Source organism: Pseudarthrobacter sp. TE3704, from assembly GCF_056279405.1.
The window spans coordinates 383,619-404,541 of record NZ_JBWCCJ010000002.1 but is presented as its reverse complement, the minus strand read 5'-3'; the positions used below and the strand labels follow the sequence as shown (position 1 = coordinate 404,541).

At 66.4% G+C, this 20,923-nt stretch carries 20 protein-coding genes; 17 read left to right on the top strand and 3 right to left on the bottom strand.

The features are described 5' to 3' along the window. Positions 1-40: 40 nt before the first annotated feature. A complete protein-coding gene (locus tag ACZ9BC_RS05825; protein ID WP_476245126.1) occupies positions 41-859 on the bottom strand; it encodes a peptidylprolyl isomerase in 819 nt (272 codons plus the stop codon). 246 nt (positions 860-1,105) lie between these two features. Between ACZ9BC_RS05825 and hisS the strand changes: the two genes are divergently transcribed. From hisS to ACZ9BC_RS05810, 3 genes are all read left to right on the top strand, one after another. Next, positions 1,106-2,476 carry a histidine--tRNA ligase gene (gene hisS / locus ACZ9BC_RS05820; RefSeq protein WP_476245125.1) on the top strand — a complete coding sequence of 457 codons (1,371 nt, stop codon included), beginning with the start codon at positions 1,106-1,108 and terminating at the stop codon, positions 2,474-2,476. Positions 2,477-2,611: 135 nt separating this feature from the next. Continuing rightward, positions 2,612-4,414: an aspartate--tRNA ligase gene (gene aspS / locus ACZ9BC_RS05815; RefSeq protein ID WP_079596219.1), complete on the top strand. Its 1,803-nt coding sequence runs from the start codon at positions 2,612-2,614 to the stop codon at positions 4,412-4,414. Between the two features lie 59 nt (positions 4,415-4,473). Beyond that, complete coding sequence (locus ACZ9BC_RS05810; RefSeq protein ID WP_476245124.1) at positions 4,474-5,283, top strand: GNAT family N-acetyltransferase; 810 nt, start codon at positions 4,474-4,476, stop codon at positions 5,281-5,283. Here the strand turns inward: ACZ9BC_RS05810 and ACZ9BC_RS05805 are convergent, their stop codons facing one another. Then, entirely contained in the window at positions 5,284-5,958 is a 675-nt protein-coding gene (locus ACZ9BC_RS05805; RefSeq protein WP_476245123.1) for an acVLRF1 family peptidyl-tRNA hydrolase, read from the bottom strand. Between the two features lie 68 nt (positions 5,959-6,026). On the opposite strand from ACZ9BC_RS05805, the gene ACZ9BC_RS05800 reads away from it, so the two are divergent. The 14 genes from ACZ9BC_RS05800 (at position 6,027) to nusB (ending at position 19,452) form a co-directional block, all read left to right on the top strand. Then, the gene (locus ACZ9BC_RS05800) at positions 6,027-7,448 is read left to right on the top strand and encodes a replication-associated recombination protein A (protein WP_476245122.1); all 1,422 of its coding nucleotides are present in this window, start codon (positions 6,027-6,029) and stop codon (positions 7,446-7,448) included. A gap of 170 nt (positions 7,449-7,618) precedes the next feature. Beyond that, the gene (rpsD, locus tag ACZ9BC_RS05795; protein WP_043454433.1) at positions 7,619-8,245 is read left to right on the top strand and encodes a 30S ribosomal protein S4; all 627 of its coding nucleotides are present in this window, start codon (positions 7,619-7,621) and stop codon (positions 8,243-8,245) included. Between the two features lie 145 nt (positions 8,246-8,390). Next, the gene (locus tag ACZ9BC_RS05790; RefSeq protein ID WP_079596215.1) at positions 8,391-8,765 is read left to right on the top strand and encodes a DUF948 domain-containing protein; all 375 of its coding nucleotides are present in this window, start codon (positions 8,391-8,393) and stop codon (positions 8,763-8,765) included. Positions 8,766-8,782: 17 nt separating this feature from the next. Next, positions 8,783-9,013: a DUF6167 family protein gene (locus ACZ9BC_RS05785; RefSeq protein WP_181884855.1), complete on the top strand. Its 231-nt coding sequence runs from the start codon at positions 8,783-8,785 to the stop codon at positions 9,011-9,013. Positions 9,014-9,138: 125 nt separating this feature from the next. Further along, complete coding sequence (gene alaS, locus ACZ9BC_RS05780; protein ID WP_476245398.1) at positions 9,139-11,817, top strand: alanine--tRNA ligase; 2,679 nt, start codon at positions 9,139-9,141, stop codon at positions 11,815-11,817. A gap of 7 nt (positions 11,818-11,824) precedes the next feature. Further along, positions 11,825-12,424, top strand: a complete 600-nt coding sequence (gene ruvX, locus ACZ9BC_RS05775; RefSeq protein ID WP_476245121.1) for a Holliday junction resolvase RuvX — start codon at positions 11,825-11,827, stop codon at positions 12,422-12,424. Further along, positions 12,421-14,049 carry an endolytic transglycosylase MltG gene (gene mltG / locus ACZ9BC_RS05770; protein ID WP_476245120.1) on the top strand — a complete coding sequence of 543 codons (1,629 nt, stop codon included), beginning with the start codon at positions 12,421-12,423 and terminating at the stop codon, positions 14,047-14,049. Before ruvX ends, mltG begins: the two co-directional genes overlap by 4 nt. Continuing rightward, positions 14,046-14,906, top strand: coding sequence for a shikimate dehydrogenase (locus ACZ9BC_RS05765; RefSeq protein ID WP_476245119.1), 861 nt, complete (start codon positions 14,046-14,048; stop codon positions 14,904-14,906). Before mltG ends, ACZ9BC_RS05765 begins: the two co-directional genes overlap by 4 nt. Before the next feature lie 25 nt (positions 14,907-14,931). Next, positions 14,932-16,131 (top strand): chorismate synthase, encoded by a 1,200-nt coding sequence (gene aroC / locus ACZ9BC_RS05760; RefSeq protein WP_079596210.1) that lies wholly within the window; start codon positions 14,932-14,934, stop codon positions 16,129-16,131. After that, entirely contained in the window at positions 16,131-16,700 is a 570-nt protein-coding gene (locus ACZ9BC_RS05755; protein WP_476245118.1) for a shikimate kinase, read from the top strand. The genes aroC and ACZ9BC_RS05755 overlap by 1 nt, the downstream gene beginning before the upstream one ends. Then, positions 16,697-17,788 (top strand): 3-dehydroquinate synthase, encoded by a 1,092-nt coding sequence (gene aroB / locus ACZ9BC_RS05750; protein ID WP_079596208.1) that lies wholly within the window; start codon positions 16,697-16,699, stop codon positions 17,786-17,788. Before ACZ9BC_RS05755 ends, aroB begins: the two co-directional genes overlap by 4 nt. Next, a complete protein-coding gene (locus ACZ9BC_RS05745) occupies positions 17,788-18,306 on the top strand; it encodes a tetratricopeptide repeat protein (protein ID WP_476245117.1) in 519 nt (172 codons plus the stop codon). The genes aroB and ACZ9BC_RS05745 overlap by 1 nt, the downstream gene beginning before the upstream one ends. Before the next feature lie 172 nt (positions 18,307-18,478). Next, a complete protein-coding gene (gene efp / locus ACZ9BC_RS05740; RefSeq protein ID WP_050054941.1) occupies positions 18,479-19,042 on the top strand; it encodes an elongation factor P in 564 nt (187 codons plus the stop codon). Then, the gene (gene nusB, locus ACZ9BC_RS05735) at positions 19,042-19,452 is read left to right on the top strand and encodes a transcription antitermination factor NusB (RefSeq protein ID WP_079596206.1); all 411 of its coding nucleotides are present in this window, start codon (positions 19,042-19,044) and stop codon (positions 19,450-19,452) included. Before efp ends, nusB begins: the two co-directional genes overlap by 1 nt. 98 nt (positions 19,453-19,550) lie before the next feature. Here nusB and ACZ9BC_RS05730 read toward each other — a convergent pair whose 3' ends face one another. Beyond that, the gene (locus tag ACZ9BC_RS05730; RefSeq protein ID WP_476245116.1) at positions 19,551-20,828 is read right to left on the bottom strand and encodes a PrsW family intramembrane metalloprotease; all 1,278 of its coding nucleotides are present in this window, start codon (positions 20,826-20,828) and stop codon (positions 19,551-19,553) included. Between the last annotated feature and the right edge of the window lie 95 nt (positions 20,829-20,923).

Sequence of the window (20,923 nt, the reverse complement as noted above, 5' to 3'; positions counted from 1 at the left end):
ATACTCACGTTCTGCACCGCGGCCACGTTGGCCCGGCTTCCTACTTCAGAGAAAACGAGTCTATCGTGACTGGTTCAACAGGCGCGCCGTCTGTGTCGCTGCTGCCCGGCGTGATCCCCGCGGCAGCAATATTCGACACCACGTCCAGTCCCGACGTCACCCTTCCGACCACCGTGTAGCCCCCTGCCGAGTCGGCCGGGATGGCAGTGTCCTTGTAGACGATGAAGAACTGCGTGCCATTGCCGTAGGCGTTGTTGCCGGTCCTGGCCACGGCGATGGTGCCCGCAGGATAGGTATTGTCGGCCGGCGTGTTTTCCAGGGGTCCCCAGGTGTAATTGGGATCGCCCTGCCCGTCACCCGTGGGCGACCCGCACTGCAGGACGCCGAACGCATCCGCGGTGGTCAGCCGATGACAGGTCTTTCCGTTGTAGAAGCCCTCATCGCTGAGCGACTTGAAGACCGCCGCCGCCTGCGGGGCGCTGGTGCCGTCCAGCTCCACGCCCAGCGGGCTGCCGTTCAGGACCAGGTCACCAGTGAAGGTCTTGCCGGCGGCGGTATCGGCGGCCGGGATGTTGGGGCCATTGGTGGGTGGGGCTGACGGGCTGGCAGAGGGGTCGGCCGTAGCGGAGGGACTGGTCAGGCCGGCCTCGGCTGCAGCGAATTCGTCCTCCGTCGGGTTGCCGGCGAAGGCAGTGAGCTGGAGGACGACGGCGAGCACCACGGCGGCGGTTCCGGCACCTGCGGCCACGAGATTGTCGCGCTTGCGCCGCTTCTCCTGGTCCCGCCTCAGCTCGCGCTTGGCTTCCATCTGCTGGATACGCCGTTTGGCTTCGCGTGCACTGCGTGAACTGGCCGCCAAGGGTCCTCCTCATTGTCGGGCTGCTGCGCCATCTGGTTGTCGGGCTGCTGCGCAGCGGACATGAAGGCCGCAGGCACAGTTTTCTGACGGCCGAGCCCTGCCGGTCCGGCGCATTAGAGATGCACACGGATGACGCATAAACTGACTGCCGCACATAGTTTATGCATGACTGGCTGGACTGCCGCGGTTCCGCGCCCACAGCGGGCGAAATGCGGCTGCATCCGGCGCACCAAGAGGAGAACTTCCATGGCACGCACCGCCTCCCTGTCCGGATTCCCCGAGTGGCTTCCCGAGGAGCGGCTGGTGGAACTCCATGTCCTGGACACCCTGCGCCGCGTCTTCGAACTGCACGGGTTCGGCTCCATCGAGACCCGCGCCGTGGAGACGGTGGGCCAGCTGCTGCGCAAGGGCGAAATCGACAAGGAAGTGTACGGGCTCAGCCGGCTCCAGGACGACGAAAGCGCCAACCCCGTCAAGGGAGGCAAAGCCGATCCGCACGCACTTGCACTGCACTTCGACCTGACCGTCCCCTTCGCCCGGTACGTTGTGGAGAATGCCGGCTACCTGGCGTTCCCGTTCCGCCGCTACCAGATCCAGAAGGTGTGGCGGGGTGAGCGTCCGCAGGAAGGCCGTGCCCGCGAGTTCACGCAGGCGGACATCGATGTGGTGGGCGACGGTGAACTGCCCTTCCGCTACGACGTTGAGATCGCGCTGGTGATCGCGGAGGCGCTCAGCGCGGTGCCCATCCCGGACTTCAGGCTGCGGATCAACAACCGCAAACTCGCCGAAGGCTTCTACCGGGGCATCGGCCTTGAGGACACCGCCGGCGTGCTGCGCAGCATCGACAAGCTCGAAAAGGTGGGCCCGGCCAAGGTGGCGGAACTGCTGAAGGAAGAACTGGGTGCCACCGATGAGCAGGCACATAAGGCGCTGCAGCTGGCCGGTATCCGCACTGAGGACACCTCTTTCGTGGCCCAGGTCCGGGCGCTGGGCGTCAGCAACGACCTGTTGGACGAAGGCCTGAACGAGCTGGAACAGGTCATTGACGCCGCTGTCCAGCGGGCTCCCGGCAAGGTGGTGGCAGACCTCAGCATCGCCCGCGGCCTTGACTACTACACGGGAACAGTGGTGGAAACCGTCCTGGTGGGCCACGAGCAGCTGGGCTCCATCTGCTCCGGCGGCCGTTACGACGCCCTGGCATCCAAAGGCAACCGGAAGTTCCCGGGCGTCGGGTTGTCCATCGGCGTTACCCGGCTGGTCTCCCGCATCCTGAGCCAGGACCTGGCCAAGGCTTCCCGTTCGGTGCCTACGGCGGTGCTGGTGGCTTTGGCGAGCGATGACAGCTGGGACGCAGCCCAGGACGTGGCAGCGCAGTTGCGCAGCCGCGGCATCCCCACCGAGGTCGCCGCCAAGGCGGAGAAGTTCGGCAAGCAGATCAAGTTCGCTGACCGGCGCGGCATCCCGTTCGTCTGGTTCACGGACGACGACGGCACCCACCAGGTCAAGGACATCCGGTCGGGGGAACAGGTGGCAGCCGCGCCCGAAACCTGGGCGCCGCCGTCGGAGGACCTCACCGTCCAGGTGGCCACGGCAACCCAGGTGGCAACCGCCGTCTAGGACGGTTCGCCCGCCCCGGGTCCGCCCTGCGGTCACAGCCGCCGTCCAGCGGGTAAACTCGGACGGGACCGTTCCTGGAGTGGTTCCTTTTAAATTCCCACTGCTTTCCCTCTGTTCTCTCTAGAAAGGTGTGCTGTGCTGCGCACACATGACCTCGGATCCCTTCGCTCCGAGCACATTGGACAAACCGTAACCCTGGCCGGCTGGGTGGGCCGCCGCCGTGATCACGGTGGTGTGGCATTCGTTGACCTGCGCGATGCTTCGGGCGTGGCCCAGGTTGTGGTCCGCGAGGAAGAGGTCTTCCACGGCCTGCGCAACGAGTACGTCCTGCAGATCAAGGGCACCGTTTCCAAGCGGCCGGAAGGCAATGAGAACCCGGCGCTTGCCACCGGTGAGATCGAGGTCATCGCCGAGGACGTTACGGTCCTGAACACCTCGGACCCACTGCCGTTCCAGATCGACGAGCACGTGGAAGTGGGCGAGGAAGCCCGCCTCAAGCACCGCTACCTGGACCTCCGCCGCCCCGGCCCCAGCCGCAACCTGCGGCTGCGCTCGGAAGCCAACCGGGTGGCCCGCGAACTGCTCCACCGGGACGGCTTCGTGGAGATTGAGACCCCGACGCTGACGCGTTCGACGCCGGAAGGCGCCCGTGACTTCCTGGTTCCGGCACGCCTGGCCCCGGGCTCGTGGTACGCGCTTCCGCAGTCGCCGCAGCTTTTCAAGCAGCTCCTGCAGGTTGGCGGCTTCGAGAAGTACTACCAGATCGCCCGCTGCTACCGTGACGAGGACTTCCGCGCGGACCGCCAGCCGGAGTTCACCCAGCTGGACATCGAGGCCAGCTTCGTGGACCAGGACGACATCATCACGCTGGGCGAAAACATCGTCCAGGCCGTGTGGAAGCTCATCGACGTCGAGATCCCCACGCCCATCCAGCGGATCACCTATGCCGACGCGATGGCCCGCTTCGGTTCCGACAAGCCGGACCTTCGCTTCGGCCAGGAGCTGACCGAGCTCACCGAATTCTTCAAGGACACCAACTTCGGCGTCTTCAAGGCCCCGTACGTGGGTGCCGTCGTGATGCCCGGCGGGGCGTCCCAGGCACGCCGTGCCCTGGACGCCTGGCAGGAATGGGCCAAGCAGCGCGGCGCCAAGGGCCTGGCCTACGTCCTGTACAAGGAGGACGGCGAGCTTGCCGGCCCGGTGGCCAAGAACCTCACCGACACCGAGCGGGCCGGCCTGGCCGACGCCGTGGGAGCCAAGCCCGGCGACTGCATCTTCTTCGCCGCCGGCGAGAAGACGCCGTCCCGCGCCCTCCTGGGTGCCGCCCGCGTGGAAATCGGGCACCGCACCGGTTTGATCGACCCCAGCGCCTGGGCGTTCTGCTGGGTAGTGGACGCGCCCATGTTCGAACCTGCTGCCGCAGCCGTGGCCTCCGGCGACGTGGCGGTGGGTGCCGGCCAGTGGACCGCCGTCCACCACGCCTTCACCTCGCCCAAGCCCGAGTTCCTGGACACCTTCGACAAGGACCCCGAGTCCGCGCTGTCCTACGCCTACGACATTGTCTGCAACGGCAACGAAATCGGCGGCGGCTCCATCCGTATCCACCAGCGCGACGTGCAGGAGCGCGTCTTTGAACTGATGGGCCTGGACAAGGAGGACGCCCAGACCAAGTTCGGCTTCCTGCTTGAAGGGTTCAAGTACGGCGCGCCTCCGCACGGCGGCATCGCCTTCGGCTGGGACCGCGTGGTTTCCCTGCTGGCGGGAGTGGACTCCATCCGCGACGTCATCGCCTTCCCGAAGTCTGGCGGCGGCCACGACCCCCTGACTGACGCTCCGGCCCCCATCACGCCGCAGCAGCGCAAGGAAGCCGGCGTCGACTTCAAGCCTGAGGCCACCAGGCCCGTCGAGGTGAAGAAGGCAGAAGCGGTCGCCAAGTAACGGCTGACGGCCGTACGTCAGGAGGCTCCCCGGCACGTCCGGGGAGCCTTCTGCCATTTATGAAGGAGATGAATGTGCCGGGCGTCCACACAACACATTTCGCGGTCGAGGCGGCCATGGATGCTGCCTGGCCTGCTGTGGAACGGCACGAATCGGGCGGCTGGGTTTTCCGTGCCGCGGACGGAGTAACACAGCGCGCCAACTCCATCTGGCCGCGCCGGATTCCCGACGGCGGTTCCCCTCACTTTCCGGCTCTGCTCCGGGACGCCAGGTCCTGGTACCGCAGCCGGCGGCTGCCGGTGATCTTCCAGGTTTTTGACGATGCCCGCACGGCACCCCTCAACGATCTCCTGGATGCGGAGGGCTTCACGCGGCAGTCGGAGACGCTGATCATGACAAGGCGGCCTTTGGCGGCTGCGGCGGCGCCTGACCGCACCGTCGAACTTTCAGCGCAGCCATCGGATGAATGGCTGCGGGTGTGGTGGGACGTGGACGGCCGCGGTGGTGCGGAGGCACTGGCAACCGCCCGCGGAATCCTGGAAGGCTGCCCAGCTCTGTACGCCCTCGTGCGGGACGACGGCGGCCGCCCCGCCGCCGTCGGACGCCTTGCCCTTCCGGACGGGACGCAGGGGTGGGGCGGCATCTACTGCATGGGCACGCATCCGGACGCACGCCGCCGCCGCCACGGTACGCGGATCCTCGACGCGTTGCTGCAGGCCGCGGCCGAACGGGGGCTGGAAGGCTGCTGGCTCCTGGTCACCGCCGCGAACCGGGCCGCCCAGGAGCTCTATGCAAAGGCGGGGTTCCAGGAAACGGGACGTTACCTCTACCGGCAGGAACGGCCCAGGCGGCACCTTACCGGCTGCTGACTATCCGGGCTGTGCGTCGGTCACCTGGACCCGGACGGAACAGGCATCTGCCGCCGCTTTTTTCACAACCGCTGCCTTGGGCTCGGCTACGTCGAGGTAGGCCAGCCGCGGCAGGCGGGCGTACACCTGCAGCGCCGGGTGCATGAGGACCTGGTCCGCCAGCGCCCGGTCGCCGCCGGGAAGCAGATATTCGAAGGATCCCCGGCCAAACGCTTCAGCTGCCTGCGCCGCCACCGCCTCCACCAGCGCATCGGCCTGGTTGGACCGGCGCCGGGCGAAGCGCTGCTGGGACTGGCCGCCGGCCGCCGTCCGGGACTGCACGTACCTGCTGCCCGCTTTCGACGTCAGCAGCTGCCCTTCGGCGGCGATGCCCAGGCCGTAACCTCCGCGGCGGACCAGCAAGAGACCAATCCGGCGCGGCTGCGATGCGAGCGATGCCAGGCGTTCCAAGGCATCCGAGCCGCGTCCCGGCCTTCCATCCATGGGCCACGGCGCCTGCAGGAGTGCTGCGGCGCCGTCGGCGGCCACAAGCCGCAGCCCGTCGTCGTCATCCTGCAGCACGTAGCCGCCATGCGCGGCGCTGAACCGCTGCACCCAGCCGGCCAGGCGGCTGCCGGGAACGAATGCGGTCCGGACGGAAGTCGGCCGGTCTCCGGCGGCAGCTCGGGCGGACATGGCGGGATCCTTTGGTAGGCAGCTGGGTGCCGGCAGGAAAGCCGGACGACTGGAAGTAGCCTATCTATGTGGATGATCTCTTCGGGCACGGGCCCGGTAATGACGACGACGGCGACGACGATGCGCCTGCCGCCGCCCGGACTGCCGGCGGAGGGGGCAACACTTCCCCCCGCGGTCCGCTCGCCGTCCGGATGCGTCCCCGCACCCTCGACGAGGTCGTAGGCCAGCAGCACCTCCTCGGCCAGGGCTCGCCCCTGCGCCAGCTCGCTGCAGGGGCGGGAGCAGACACCTCGGGCCCCGCCGGTCCCACCTCACTCATTCTCTGGGGCCCGCCGGGAACCGGCAAAACAACGCTGGCGCACGTCATTGCCCGCGGACCTGGCCGGAAGTTCGTGGAGCTCTCCGCGATTACTGCCGGCGTCAAGGACGTGCGTCGCGTCATGGACGACGCACTCACCGCCCGGGACCTCTACAAAACAACCACTGTCCTGTTCCTTGACGAGATCCACCGTTTCAACAAGGCCCAGCAGGATGCCCTGCTTCCCGGGGTGGAAAACCGTTGGGTGGTGCTGGTGGCCGCCACCACGGAAAACCCGTCGTTCTCCGTGGTCTCCCCGCTGCTGTCCCGTTCCCTGCTGCTGACGCTCCGCCCGCTGACGGACGGGGACATCGAGGGGCTGATCCAGCGCGCCGTCGCCGATCCGCGCGGCCTGGGCGGGAAGGTGGATCTCACCGAGGAAGCTCTGGACCATTTGGTCAGGCTCTCAGGTGGTGATGCCCGGCGTGCGCTGACCGCCCTGGAAGCTGCGGCAGGTGTGGCCTTCGGTGACGCGGACGACGCGGGGGAGGGGCCGGTCGCCGTCGAACTGAAGCACACGGAACGCGCGCTTGACGTCGCCGCTGTGAGGTACGACCGTGCCGGGGACCAGCACTATGACGTCATCAGCGCTTTCATCAAGTCCATCCGCGGCTCTGACGTGGACGCAGCCCTGCACTACCTCGCGCGCATGCTCGAAGCGGGCGAGGACCCCCGCTTCATTGCGCGCCGTATCGTGATTTCAGCATCCGAGGATGTTGGCATGGCCGATCCCACCGCGCTGCAGACCGCGGTGGCAGCCGCGCAGGCCGTCCAGCTGATCGGCATGCCCGAGGGGCGGATCATCCTGGCCGAGGCCGTGGTCCACCTGGCCACGGCACCCAAGTCCAATGCCGCCTACATGGGGATCAACCAGGCCGTCGCCGACGTCCGCGCAGGCCTTGGCAACGGAATCCCCGCGCACCTGCGCGACGCGCACTATCCCGGGTCCAAGCAGCTGGGCCACGGCGTGGGCTACAAGTACGCCCACGACGCCCCGCATTCCGTGGCCGCCCAGCAATACCCGCCGGACGACCTGGTGGGAAGGGACTACTACAAGCCCACCGGGAACGGCGCCGAACGGGACATCGCCGTCCGGCTGGAGCGCCTGCGGAAGATTGTCCGGGGGAAGTAACCGCCGTGGTAGGATAGATGTTTGTCTGGCAAGGCACGGACGCACAATCCCCCCGAATTTCTTCGAGTTGGTTATGCCCTGTGCCCAGTAGCAAAAGGCAGCGGTTGGCCGATGCTCTCCATCGTGGAGGCCAGTAACACTGACACACCGCAGATATTGGAAGGACACAAGTGGCTAACAACACTCGTGCTCGCCGTCAGGCCCGCCTCTCGCGGTCCCTCGGCATTGCTCTGACCCCCAAGGCCGCCAAATACATGGAGCGCCGCCCGTACGGCCCCGGTGAGCATGGCCGCGCCCGCAAGAAGCAGGACTCCGACTACGCCGTACGTCTGCGCGAAAAGCAGCGTCTGCGCGCCCAGTACGGCATCCGCGAAGCACAGATGACCCGTGCCTTCGAAGAAGCACGCCGCACCAAGGGCCTGACCGGTGAAAACCTCATCGAACTGCTCGAAATGCGCCTTGACGCCCTGGTCCTGCGTGCCGGTTTCGCCCGCACGATCGCCCAGGCCCGCCAGCTGGTTGTGCACCGCCACATCATGGTTGACGGCATCCGCGTTGACCGTCCGTCGTTCCGCGTCGGCGAGGGCCAGCTGGTCCACGTCCACAGCCGCAGCGAAACCATGGTTCCGCTCCAGGTTGCAGCAGCCGGCGCCCACCGCGACGTCCTGCCTGCAGTTCCGGCTTACCTGGACGTCAAGCTCGAGGCACTCCAGGCACGCCTGGTCCGCCGCCCCAAGCGCTCCGAAATCCCGGTGACCTGCGAAGAGCAGCTCGTCGTCGAATTCTACGCACGCTAATCCCAGCAGCGTATCCAAAGAAGCCCGTGGCAAGCGCCACGGGCTTCTTTGTATGTAAGGTACTTGGGGGACATCCGCGGAATGCGCTTTTCGGCGCCGCGTGCAGGATGTTGCGAACCACAGAATTTCGAGGAGATGAACGTCTATGTCTGGTGGCGATATTGCCGGCCTGATCGCTGCCGGGGTGTTTGCGCTGCTGGTGCTGCTGCTCGCCGTGCCCATCCTGAAGCTCGGCAAGGTCTTCGACGAGGTACGGACTGCCATCAGGTCCATCAGCGACGGCGCCACGCCCCTGATGGATGAGGTCACCGCCACGGTATCAACCACCAACCAGCAGCTGAAGAAGGTGGACGGCATTTCATCCAACGTCTCGGACGCCTCCGCCAACCTCTCGGCTTTGTCCTCCCTGGTTGCCGCCACCGTCGGCTCGCCGCTCATCAAGGTGGCTGCGTTCAGCTACGGTGTCCGCACCGCGCTGGCCAACCGCAAGAAGCCCGCTGCCGGCCGCCGCAGCCGCTAAGTCCGGAAAGATCTAAAATGAAACGACTTGTTTGGATGGGAATCGGCGTGGCCATCGGAGTCATCGCCTTCCGCAAGGTGAGCGAAGCGCAGTCCAACCTGGGGCCCGAAGGCCTCAACCGGGCAGTGGGGCGGCTGGCGGACGGTGTCTACGACTTCGCGGACGCCGTCCGGGCCGGAATGCGGGAACGGGAAACGGATCTGCGGACCGCGCTCGGCGTCGAATCCGGGGAAGTGGCCCGCCGCTGACCGGCAGGCTGCCGCCGGCCAACCGCCTGAACCACCGGCAGGAACCGCACACCTTGGGTCCTGCCACCTGAACGAATATTTCCGCGCCGTCCAATGCGCGGACCAAGAAGGGTATGAAACAGCTCATGAAGTCGCAGGAGATCACAAAGCGCTGGGTTGACTTTTTTGTCAGCAAGGGCCACACAGCGGTTCCCTCCGCGTCGCTGGTCTCCAGCGACCCCTCGCTGCTGTTCACGGTGGCCGGCATGGTGCCGTTCATCCCCTACCTCACGGCCCGCGAAGAAGCCCCCTACTCCCGCGCCACCAGTGTGCAGAAGTGCATCCGCACCGGCGACATTGAGGAAGTGGGCAAAACTGCCCGGCACGGCACGTTCTTCCAGATGTGCGGCAACTTCTCCTTCGGCGACTACTTCAAGAAAGACGCCATCAAATTCGCCTGGGAGCTGCTCACCAAGAGCGTTGACGACGGCGGCTACGGACTTGCGCCCGAACTGCTGTGGGTGACGGTCTACGAAGAGGACGAAGAAGCCAAGGAACTCTGGCTGAAGAACACCGGTGTTCCCGCCGAGCGGATCCAGAAGATGGGCAAGTCGGACAACTACTGGCACACAGGCCAGCCCGGCCCGGCCGGCCCCTGCTCGGAAATCTACTACGACCGCGGCCCCGCCTACGGTGTTGAAGGCGGCCCGCTGGCGGATGAAACCCGCTACATCGAGATCTGGAACCTTGTGTTCATGCAGTACCAGATCGAAAATGTGCGTTCCAAGGAAGACTTCGATGTGGTGGGCGAACTGCCCAAGCGCAACATCGACACCGGCCTGGGCATGGAGCGCCTGGCCATGATCCTGCAGGGCGTCGAAAACATGTACGAGACGGACCAGGTCCGGCCGGTCATCGACAAGGCCGCTGAGCTGTCCGGCAAGGAATACACCTCCGCCGAAACCGACGAGGATCCGCACCACACGGACGACGTCCGGATGCGCGTCGTCGCCGACCACATCCGCTCCGCCCTGATGCTGATTTCCGACGGCGTCACTCCCTCCAATGAGGGCCGCGGCTATGTCCTGCGCCGCCTCATCCGCCGTGCCGTGCGTTCCATGCGGCTCCTGGGCGTGGAGCAGGCCTGCCTGCCCGAGCTGCTGCCCGCCTCCCGCGACGCCATGAAGGGCGTTTACCCGGTTGTCGAAACCGACTTCGCCCGGATCAGCCGCATCGCATACGCAGAAGAGAAAGCCTTCCTGCGTACCATCGCCTCCGGCACCGCACGCCTCGAAGACGCCGTCAAGGAGTCCAAGGCCGCGAACAAGCCGCTGTCCGGCGCAGACGCCTTCACCCTGCACGACACCTACGGGTTCCCCATCGACCTCACCCTCGAAATGGCTGAAGAAGCCGGGCTCAAGGTGGACGAGGCCGCGTTCCGCAGCCTGATGCAGGAGCAGCGCCAGCGCGCCCAGGCCGACGCGAAGGGCAAGAAGGGCGGCCACGCCGACCTCTCTGCCTTCCAGGAGATCCTTGGCCAGGGCGAGACGGTCTTCACGGGCTACACCGAGCTCGACGGCGAATCCCGCGTCCGCGGACTGCTCGCCGCCGGGCGCCCGGTCCAGCAGGCCGCAACGGGCGATGAAATCGAGCTGGTGCTCGCGGAAACCCCGTTCTACGCCGAAGCGGGCGGACAGGCAGCCGATACCGGCCTCATCACCGGGGACGGGTTCGTCGTCGAGGTCCTCGACGTCCAGCGCCCGCTCAAGGGCCTCAGCGTGCACAAGGCGATCGTCCGGGAAGGCGAAATCGGCGCCGACTCGCTGGTCCGCGCCGCCGTGGACCGCGACCGCCGGCACGCCGCGGAGCAGGCCCACACCGGCACGCACATTGTGCACGCCGCGCTGCACCAGATCCTTGGCCCGGAAGCCACCCAGCGCGGCTCCTACAACAAGGCCGGCTACCTCCGCTTCGACTTCGCCTGGGGCGAGGGCCTGAGCACTGCCACCCGTTCCGAAATCGAGGAAGTGTCCAACCTCGCCATCCGCAACAACTACTCGGTGGAGACCAAGGTGATGGGACTGGCCGAGGCCAAGGCCCTGGGTGCCATGGCACTCTTCGGCGAAAACTACGGCAGCGAAGTCCGCGTGGTGGAGATCGACGGCGCCTGGTCCCGCGAGCTCTGCGGCGGAACCCACGTTGCCAACACCTCGCTGATCGGCAGCCTGTCCCTCCTTGGCGAGCAGTCCGTCGGTTCGGGAAACCGCCGGGTGGAGGCCTTCGTGGGCATGGACGCGTTCCGCCACCTGGCCGCCGAGCGCGCGCTGGTGACGGAGCTGACGGACATGCTGAAGGTTCCCTCCGGGCAGCTCGCCGACAGGATCGCCGCAACCCTCGCAAAGCTCAAGGCCACCGAGAAAGAACTGGACCGCCTCCGCAAGGAGCAGCTCGCAGCCTCCGCCGCGCAGCTGGTGAACAGCGCCAGGGACGCCGCGGGCGTCAGCGTCATCGCCCATGACGCCGGCACGGTCAGCGGCGCCGACGACCTCCGCGGCCTCGCCCTTGACCTGCGGAACCGGCTCGGCTCCGCCGCAGCCACCGTAGCCGTGGCAGGCGTGGCGAACGACCGGCCCATGATCCTGGTGGCAACCAACGAGGCAGCACGGGCGGCCGGCGTCAAAGCCGGCGCCCTGGTCCGGCTCGCTGCCGGCATCCTTGGCGGCGGCGGGGGCGGCAAGGACGACGTCGCCCAGGGCGGCGGCACGGACGCCGGCAAGGTGGGCGCTGCCCTGGCAGCGGTCGTCGACGCCGTCGAACGGCGCTAACCCTGCCATGACCAATCCTGCAGCTGCCGGCGGCTACCCCCAGGGTGTGAAACTGGGGGTGGACGTGGGCACCGTCCGGGTGGGGGTGGCCATCTGTGACCGCGACTCGATCCTGGCAACGCCCTACAAAACGCTGGACCGCAACGCCAAAAAGAACTCGGACGTCCGCGTCATCGCCAAGCTTGCCGAGGAACTGGAAGCCGTACAGGTCATCGTCGGTTTGCCGCGCACCATGAAGGGCGAAGAGCACTCGTCCGCACGGATGGCCACGGAGTACGCCCTGCTGGTGGCCACCGAGCTCGCGGCCCGCGGTTTGACGTTGCCCGTGAACCTCGTGGATGAACGCCTGAGCAGCGTCACGGCCCACCGCAGCCTGCATGAAGCTGGCATGAGCAGCAGGAATCACCGTAAAGTAGTTGATCAGGTCGCGGCGGCAGGTATCCTTCAGCACGCCATCGACATGCAGAAAGCCAGGGGAGCGGATGTCGGCTCACGCGTGACACCGCCTTCCCCGTCCGTGGGCCTGGGGGTCGGCGAGGTGGACGAGTCCATCCGCGGTACCCCGGGGGACACGGCCCCATCTTCAGATAATGGAAGGCAACAGTGAGCCCTGCCAACATTGACGACGCTTCCGGCCCCTTGGACGCCGGGGCAGCGAGGCCGCTGACCCGCAAGGAAATACGGGCACGCGAAAAGAGCCTCAACACCGGCGGCCAGGGAACTGTTCCCGAGCAGGCGTACGAGACCGGACACGATGTTCCGCCACTGCCCGATGAACCGCCGGCCGTGCCCGCACCGTCGGTTCCTGAGGCTCCCGTTGCTGAGCCTGTGACAGCAGCCCAGCCGGTACCGGCCGCTCCCCAGGCGCCCCCGTCCATCCAGGAGGCGCTTCCGGACGAGGCGGACCACCAGGATGATGCGCATGACGCCTACGCCGAACCTGCCTTGGTGGGCCACCAGTATGCGGCAGACACGCAGTATGCCGACCATGCCCACCACACGGGCGGGTACGACTACCCGGACCATGGCCAGGAATATGGTGAGGCCGCCCATCATGACGTCCACCATGACCCGACCCACCATGACCCAACCCACTACGAGGCGCATCACGACGGCGGTACGCACCATGAGTTCCTTCCCGGTTCATCGGCCGCGCAGGTAGTGGCGAAGCCGTCGAAGAAGGTCCGGCGCCGCCGCAGGCTGCTGGCGCTGTTCCTGACGCTCGCCGTCTTCGTTACGGCTGTGGCGGTGGGCGCCCAGTTCCTGAAGCCCCTCCTTGGCACCGACAAGCCCAGCGACTTCCCGGGCCCGGGTTCAGGCGAAGTCCAGGTGACCGTCGACAATGGCGAGGGCACCCGGTCGGTTGCCGCCGACCTCGAAAGCAAGGGAGTGGTGGCCAACGCCGACACGTTCCTGCAGGCGTTCGCCGCTTCCGGTGGAATACTGTCGCCGGGCGACTACACCTTCAAATCCGAAATGAAGAATTCGGACGCCGTCAACGTCCTTCTTGGCCAGGACAAGACAAAGGTTATCTACTTTGCCCTGAGCGCCGGACTGCGCGTTAACGAATCACTGCAGGCGATTTCCGAGGGATCCGGCGTTTCCGTCCAGGACCTGCAGGCATTGAGTGACCAGCCGCAGCAGTTCGGCCTGCCCGCGAACGCGAAGAACCTCGAAGGGTACCTGGCCCCGGGTGAGCACCGGTTCCCGCTTGGCACACCGGCGAAGGACATCCTGCAGGCATTGGTCAAAATAACCGTCGACGAACTCGTGTCGCAGGGAATCACTGATCCTGCCAAGCAGTACGAGGCCGTCATCGTTGCCAGCATTGTCCAGGCAGAAGGGGGGCAGGCAGAATACGGTGACGTGGCGGGGGCGATCTACAACAGGCTCAAGCCCAACGACCAGACCAACGGCTTCCTGCAGGTGGACTCGGCCGTCACTTACGGCCTGGGAACCAAGAGCTACAACTTCACGGACGAGCAGCGCCAGGACAGCTCCAACCCCTACAACACGTATGCAAACCCCGGCCTTCCGCCGGGCCCCATCGGTTCGCCGGGCAAGACCGCCATCGATGCGGCCGCCAGGCCCAAAACCAATGATTACCTGTATTGGGTGACCATCAACCTGGATACCAAGGAGACCAAGTTCTCGCGCACTCTGGCTGAACACAACGGTTACGTGGAGCAGTACAACGCCTGGTGCATGGCAAACGTGGGCCGCTGCGCATGAGCCTGCGGGCTGCCGTCCTGGGCCACCCGATCAGCCACTCGAAATCCCCGGCACTGCATCTTGCCGCGTACACGCAGCTGGGGATCGGGATCAGCTACACGGCCATCGACGTCACCGAAGGCCTGCTGCCTTCGCTGATGGGACAGATCCGTGACCAGCAGGGCTGGCGCGGGCTCTCGGTGACCATGCCGTTGAAGACCGCCATGCTCAGCCAGGTGGATGAAGTACGGGGCGTCGCCGGGACCCTGGGCGTGGTAAACACGGTTTCCTTCGAAGACCACAACGGGACGCGGAAAGCCATCGGCTCCAACACCGATGTGGCGGGCATCGTCAACGCGGTCCGCCACGCCGGCGGTGCAGCAGCACCTTCAGCCGTCGTCCTCGGGGGCGGGGGGACCGCCGCATCAGCGGTCGCTGCCCTCAAGGAACTCGGGACGGCCCACGCCCAGGTCTTTGTCCGGGACACGTCCCGCACCGCCGATGTGCGCGCGGCAGCGGAAGCCCTCGGAGTGGAGCTGGAGATCCGCAGCCTTACTGACGCGGCCCGCCCCACGGCCAGTGCCGACGTCGTCATCTCCACCCTGCCGCCGCGCGCGGCGGACGGACTTGCGGCTGAAGTGGCGGCGCTGAAGACCCCTACCCAGGGCGTGCTGCTGGACGTGGCGTACGATCCCTGGCCGAGCCTGATAGCCACGGTGTGGCAGTCAGGCGGCGGCGCAGTGGTGCCCGGCCTGGAAATGCTGCTGTACCAGGCCGTGGAACAGGTGCGCCTTTTCACGCGCCGTGGAGATGACGTTAATGCAGCTGTCATAGATGTGATGTGTGACGCAGTCGGCCTTCCCCGACGGGCGTTGTGACCGCCCTAGTGGCAGGATGGAAATTATGTTGCGTTGGTTGACTGCCGGGGAATCCCATGGTCCGGCTCTGATGGGAATTATTGAAGGCGTCCCCGCCGGTGTGGAGATCACCAGCGGGCACATCGCCGACTCCTTGGCACGCCGCCGCCTGGGCTACGGGCGCGGCGCACGCATGAAGTTCGAACAGGACGTTGTGACCATCCTGGGCGGTGTCCGCCACGGACTGACCCAGGGCGGTCCCGTCGCGATCCAGGTGGGCAACACGGAGTGGCCCAAGTGGGAGCAGATCATGTCCGCGGATCCGGTGGATCCCGAACTGTTGGCCGACCAGGCCCGTAACGCGCCCCTGACGCGGCCCCGGCCGGGCCACGCCGACTTCACCGGGATGCAGAAGTACGGGTTCGACGAAGCCCGCCCCGTCCTGGAACGGGCCAGCGCCCGGGAAACCGCAACCAGGGTTGCCATGGGCACCGTGGCTGCGCAGTTCCTTAAGCACCTCGGAATCGAGCTGGTCAGCCACACCGTCTCCATCGCCAGCGTGACGGTCCCCGAGGGCCGTCCGCTGCCCGTTCCCGCCAACGTCATCGCGCTTGACGCCGATCCGCTGCGCTGCTTCGACCGGGAAACCTCGGACGCCATGGTGGCTGAGGTGGACGCGGCGCACAAGGAAGGCGAAACCCTTGGCGGCGTCGTGGAGGTCCTCGCCTACGGCCTTCCCCCGGGACTGGGCAGCTACGTGCACTGGGACCGCCGGCTTGACTCCAGGCTTGCCGCCGCCCTGATGGGCATCCAGGCCATCAAGGGAGTGGAAGTAGGCGACGGTTTCCGCACCGCAGCACGCCGCGGTTCCGCCGCGCACGACGAAATCGTCCGGGACGCCGACGGCAGGATCGTCCGCACCACCAACCGCGCCGGCGGCATTGAAGGCGGCATGAGCATTGGGGACGTCCTCCGCGTCCGTGCCGCCATGAAGCCCATCGCCACCGTGCCCCGGGCACTGAAGACCATTGACATCAGCACCGGCGAGCCCGCCAAGGCCCACCACCAGCGTTCCGACGTCTGTGCCGTCCCGGCCGCCGGCGTGGTGGCCGAAGCCATGGTGGCGCTGGTCCTGGCCGAGGCCGTGACCGAGAAGTTCGGCGGAGACTCCGTGGCGGAAACCGCCCGGAACATCAAGGGTTACCTGGACGGGATTCCGGCGTCCCTGGACTCGATCGGACAGTAGTGCCGCACCGCAGCAATACCGGTCCTGTCGGTGACCGGCCGATTGTCCTGATCGGTCCCATGGCAGTCGGCAAATCCGCCATCGGGCAGCAGCTGGCCCAGCAGTTGGGTGCCCCGTTCGTGGATACCGACGCCGTCATCGTGGCGGGGCACGGGTCCATTGCCGACATCTTTGCCGGGCGGGGGGAACATGCTTTCCGCGAGATTGAGGCCCGAACCGTGGCCAACGCCGTCGAGGCCGCCCAAGGGACCACCAGCGTGATCTCGCTCGGGGGCGGCGCCGTCCTCGACTCCGGGACCCAGCAGCTGATTGGCCGCTGTACGGTGGTCTACCTCGAATGCGACGCCACCACGGTGGCCAGCCGCATCGCCCGCAATTCCGGGCGGCCGCTGCTGGCCGGCGACGCCATGGGCCGCTGGGCAGCAATGTTCGCCACCCGCAAACCGGTCTATGAACGGCTGGCAGACATCACCCTGGACGTGCGCCAGGGCTCGGTTACCGAGCTCGGCGCCCGGCTCGAAGCAGCACTGCGGACCTACGCAGCTGCCCAACAGGAAGTTGAAAAGTGAGCACCGAATCAACAGTGATCAAGGTCACCGGCGAATCCGCCGCCAATAACTACGACGTCGTCGTTGGACGCGGGCTGCTGGGCGAACTTCCCGGGCTGCTGGGTGAGCGCGTCCGGCGGGTCCTGGTGATCCACCCCCGGGCGCTTCGGCTTACCGGCGACACCGTGCGCGACGAACTGGCGGAAGCCGGGTTCACCTCACTGACGGCCGAGATACCGGACGCCGAGGAAGGCAAGCACATCCAGGTCGCCGCTTTTTGCTGGCAGGTCCTGGGGCAGAACGATTTCACCCGCTCCGACGCCATCGTTGCCGTCGGCGGCGGCGCCGTCACGGACCTTGCCGGTTTCGTGGCCGCCACGTGGCTGCGCGGTGTCAAGGTCATCCACATGCCCACCAGTCTGCTCGGCATGGTGGACGCCTCCGTCGGCGGCAAGACCGGCATCAACACCGCCGAGGGCAAGAACCTTGTGGGCGCCTTCCACCCGCCCGCGGCGGTCCTCGCCGACCTGGACACGCTGAACACGCTGCCCAAAAACGAGCTCATTTCCGGCATGGCCGAGGTCATCAAATGCGGTTTCATCGCCGATCCGGCCATCCTGGACCTGGTGGAAAAAGACACCGCTGCCGTCGTGGACCCGCAATCGGACACGCTCCGGGAACTCATCGAGCGGGCCATTGCCGTCAAGGCAAATGTGGTCTCCCAGGACCTGAAAGAGTCGGGACTGCGCGAGATCCTCAACTATGGCCACACCCTCGGCCACGCCATCGAACTCGTGGAACGCTACTCCTGGCGGCACGGGGCCGCGGTATCCGTGGGCATGATGTTCGCTGCCGAACTGGCCCGCAGCGTGGGGCGTCTCAGTGATGCCGATGCCGACCGGCACCGCAGCATCCTGGACGGCATGGGACTTCCCGTCACCTACCGCCGGGACCGTTGGCAGGGCCTCCTGGACGGCATGCGCCGCGACAAGAAATCCCGCGGCGACCTGCTGCGCTTCGTTGTGCTGGACGGCGTGGCAAAACCGGGCATACTTGACGTCCCGGACACGTCCCTCCTGTTCGCCGCCTACCAGGAAATTGCTTCCTGATGCAGGGCGACATGAAAGGAACGGCTGACTGGCCCGAAGCCGGCTTCCCCGGAATCCGGATCAACCCGGAGACCCTGCTGCCGGAGATCGTCAACGAGGACGCATGCCGTGCCGCTTTGGCGGACTCCACCGATCCGGCCGACCGGATCTTTGTCCTGATCGTCGAGGGACATGCCTCGGAAGCGGCGGAACTCCTGGCGGAAGCCCGCTTCAACGATCCCGAGTCATTCCGCCTGCGGACTTTCGAGGCCGAGGTGCTGCGGGTTACCCACCGGACCGACCGCGCCGTGGAGCTCTTCCGCCAGTTGCTCGGTGAGTTCCAGGGGACGGACCGTGAAGCCCTGGTCCTGCATTACCTGGGCAAGACGCAGTACACGGCCGGCCACATGTCCGCGGCCGTTGAGGCATTCACCCGCGCACTGGATCTCCGGGTTGCCCAGTCGGCCGACGCAGCCCTGATCTACTCGTCAACGGTGGCCCTGCAGCGTGCGCGGGACGCCCTGGACCTGGCCTGCTGAATCCGGGTTTCCAGCCCGCCGGCAAGCTGCCGCGTATTTACCGGTAGAATAGTTTTTGGATTTTTTCGAACCACGCGATTTTTGACAAACACGCGCCGGCAAGCCGTATGGCATGCCTGGCCGGCATAGAACGTCTGACCACGTAACCAGACACAGAAACCAGAGGAAACCAGTGGCAACCACTAACGACATCAAGAACGGAACGGTCCTGAAGCTTGAGGGCCAGCTCTGGAACATCATTGAATTCCAGCACGTCAAGCCGGGCAAGGGCGGAGCCTTTGTGCGGACCAAGATGCGCAACGTGATGTCCGGCAAGGTTGTGGACAAGACGTTCAACGCCGGCCTCAAGATCGAAACCGCCACGGTGGACCGCCGCGACTACCAGTACCTGTACCAGGACGGCGCAGACTTCGTCTTCATGGACACCTCCGACTACGACCAGATCACCGTCTCGGGCGCCACGGTGGGCGACGCCACCAACTTCATGCTCGAAAACCAGATGGTCAACATCGCCATCCACGAGGGCACCCCCCTCTACATCGAGCTGCCACCCAGCGTTGTGCTGGAGATCACCTACACCGAGCCGGGCCTGCAGGGCGACCGCTCCTCCGCAGGCACCAAGCCGGCCACCCTCGAAACGGGCTACGAGATCCAGGTCCCGCTGTTCATCGAGAACAACACCAAGGTCAAGGTGGACACCCGCGACGGCAGCTACCTCGGCCGGGTCACCGAGTAGTGAGCGCACGCGGTAAAGCCCGCAACAGGGCGCTGGACGTTCTTTTCGAGGCCGAGCAGCGCTCGGTGTCAGCCTTCGACGTCCTCCGGGCGCGCAGGGAAAAGACCGACCAAATCATCAATCCCTACACACTGGAAATCGTCGAGGGCGTGCTGTCCCAGCAGGCCGCCATCGACGAGTTCCTGGAAACCTATTCGCAGGGCTGGAGCCTGGAACGGATGCCGTCCGTGGACCGCATCATTTTGCGGATCGGCACCTGGGAACTGCTCTACAACGACGACGTCCCGGACGGCGTGGCGGTCAGCGAAGCCGTGGCACTCGCCAAGACGCTTTCCACCGATGAGTCGCCCCAGTTCATCAACGGACTGCTGGGCCGGCTGCAGCAGCTGAAGCCTTCGCTGCTCGCCTAGCCAGGCGCGGCCACCCGGCACACCGGGACAAGGGCCGGCTTCCACCACCGTGGAGGCCGGCCCTTTTGCTCTTACCTAAGGATTCCGCCGTCGGGGCCTCAGGCGGCGACTGCCGCGCGCAGGGCAAGGATGCGCTGCAGCTGCTGCCGTTCCTCAGCCTGGTGCAGCTGGACGTCGCGTCCGCTCAGGATGCGCTGCCTGGTGTTCGCGAGATGCGTCGCGGCCTTCAGGAATTCCTTCATCTGCCGCTTCCTGCCGTAACCGCCCGCCCAGTTCAGGGCAGTGCGCCGGCCGCCCAACGTAGCGAGGAGCTCCACCTCGGCCGGGGTGAACCAGCCGGCGGCGGAGTATTCCAGCAGCCGCTGGCGCGTCAGGCGCTTCTCGGCCACCCGCAGCAGGATGATGCCACCCACCGCGAGGAAAAAGATGGGCACCTGGACCAGGATGTAGTCCACCAGGAAGCCCTGGCCCATGCTGTTCCAGCGGTTGTGCAGGAACATGGCCGGCAGCAGCCCCACAACGAAGGCGGCCACCGAGGCGCCCGTATGCCAGCGCCTGGCGGCGAAACCCATGATGAGCCCCGTGGTGCCGGTGAAGATCGCGTGGGCGAACGGGGACATCACGCCGCGGAGGAAAAAGACCTGCGCAAAGTCGCTTGCGGGGCTCGCCGATTCCGCAATCGCCCGCCCGAAGTACAGGATGTTCTCGGTGAAGGCGAAGCCGCCCGCGATGGTGAACGCGAACACCACACCGTCCACGGGCCCGTCAAAATGCCTCCTCGCGAAAAGGAGAAGCAGGAGCAGGCCGAGGGACTTGGCAAACTCCTCCACGATGGGCGCCTGCACGGTCGCCATGTACGTCTGCAGGTCAGGGACGTCCGAAAACTGGAAGGTGAGCACAAAAAACGGCTGGATGAGGAGCGTGACGGCGATGGACACAGCGGCGCCCCAGGTAAAGGCAAAGAACAGCAGGCGCTTCGGCTCAGGTTCCCACTTGTCGATGACGTAGACCGCAAGGAGCACCGCCGACAGCGGGAGCAGCGAGGCCAGGAATCCAATCAGGAAACCCGCCGTGCCGGTGTTGGACAGCAGGAACGGCACCACCAGGAACAGGCTGAGGAACGCCAGCGCGCTGCCGGCCACGGTGAGGCCCAGCAGGCCGCCGCGGGTCCGGGCCGCGCGTACTGCCGCGCCCTGGAACTCCGGCGGAACCACCGCGTTCACGGGCCTGCCCTGATGGCCCGGCGCAGGGCGGTAGTTTTCCGGCTCAACGTGCCCCATCCAGCTCGGATTCGCCTCGCGGGGGAGCGGCCCGGGCCTTCCGAAGTGTGGATCGTCCGGCGGGCCCTGGTACGGCTGGCGTGGATACATCGACATATCCGAAAGCCTAGGGGTGAGGCGCCGTCGCACCAAGGACCCGGCTGCGGTGGCGCCGCGGATGTGACCAGCACCGCGTCCCGCCGGCACCGGCC

What these genes read in the sequence shown, in the direction of transcription:
- hisS (WP_476245125.1), top strand. Translation starts at nt 1,106, where the DNA reads ATGGCACGCACCGCCTCCCTGTCCGGATTCCCCGAGTGGCTTCCCGAG.
- ACZ9BC_RS05810 (WP_476245124.1), top strand. Translation starts at nt 4,474, where the DNA reads ATGAAGGAGATGAATGTGCCGGGCGTCCACACAACACATTTCGCGGTC.
- ACZ9BC_RS05805 (WP_476245123.1), bottom strand. Translation starts at nt 5,958, where the DNA reads ATGTCCGCCCGAGCTGCCGCCGGAGACCGGCCGACTTCCGTCCGGACC.
- ACZ9BC_RS05790 (WP_079596215.1), top strand. Translation starts at nt 8,391, where the DNA reads ATGTCTGGTGGCGATATTGCCGGCCTGATCGCTGCCGGGGTGTTTGCG.
- ACZ9BC_RS05785 (WP_181884855.1), top strand. Translation starts at nt 8,783, where the DNA reads ATGAAACGACTTGTTTGGATGGGAATCGGCGTGGCCATCGGAGTCATC.
- alaS (WP_476245398.1), top strand. Translation starts at nt 9,139, where the DNA reads ATGAAGTCGCAGGAGATCACAAAGCGCTGGGTTGACTTTTTTGTCAGC.
- ruvX (WP_476245121.1), top strand. Translation starts at nt 11,825, where the DNA reads ATGACCAATCCTGCAGCTGCCGGCGGCTACCCCCAGGGTGTGAAACTG.
- ACZ9BC_RS05765 (WP_476245119.1), top strand. Translation starts at nt 14,046, where the DNA reads ATGAGCCTGCGGGCTGCCGTCCTGGGCCACCCGATCAGCCACTCGAAA.
- aroC (WP_079596210.1), top strand. Translation starts at nt 14,932, where the DNA reads ATGTTGCGTTGGTTGACTGCCGGGGAATCCCATGGTCCGGCTCTGATG.
- ACZ9BC_RS05745 (WP_476245117.1), top strand. Translation starts at nt 17,788, where the DNA reads ATGCAGGGCGACATGAAAGGAACGGCTGACTGGCCCGAAGCCGGCTTC.
- ACZ9BC_RS05730 (WP_476245116.1), bottom strand. Translation starts at nt 20,828, where the DNA reads ATGTCGATGTATCCACGCCAGCCGTACCAGGGCCCGCCGGACGATCCA.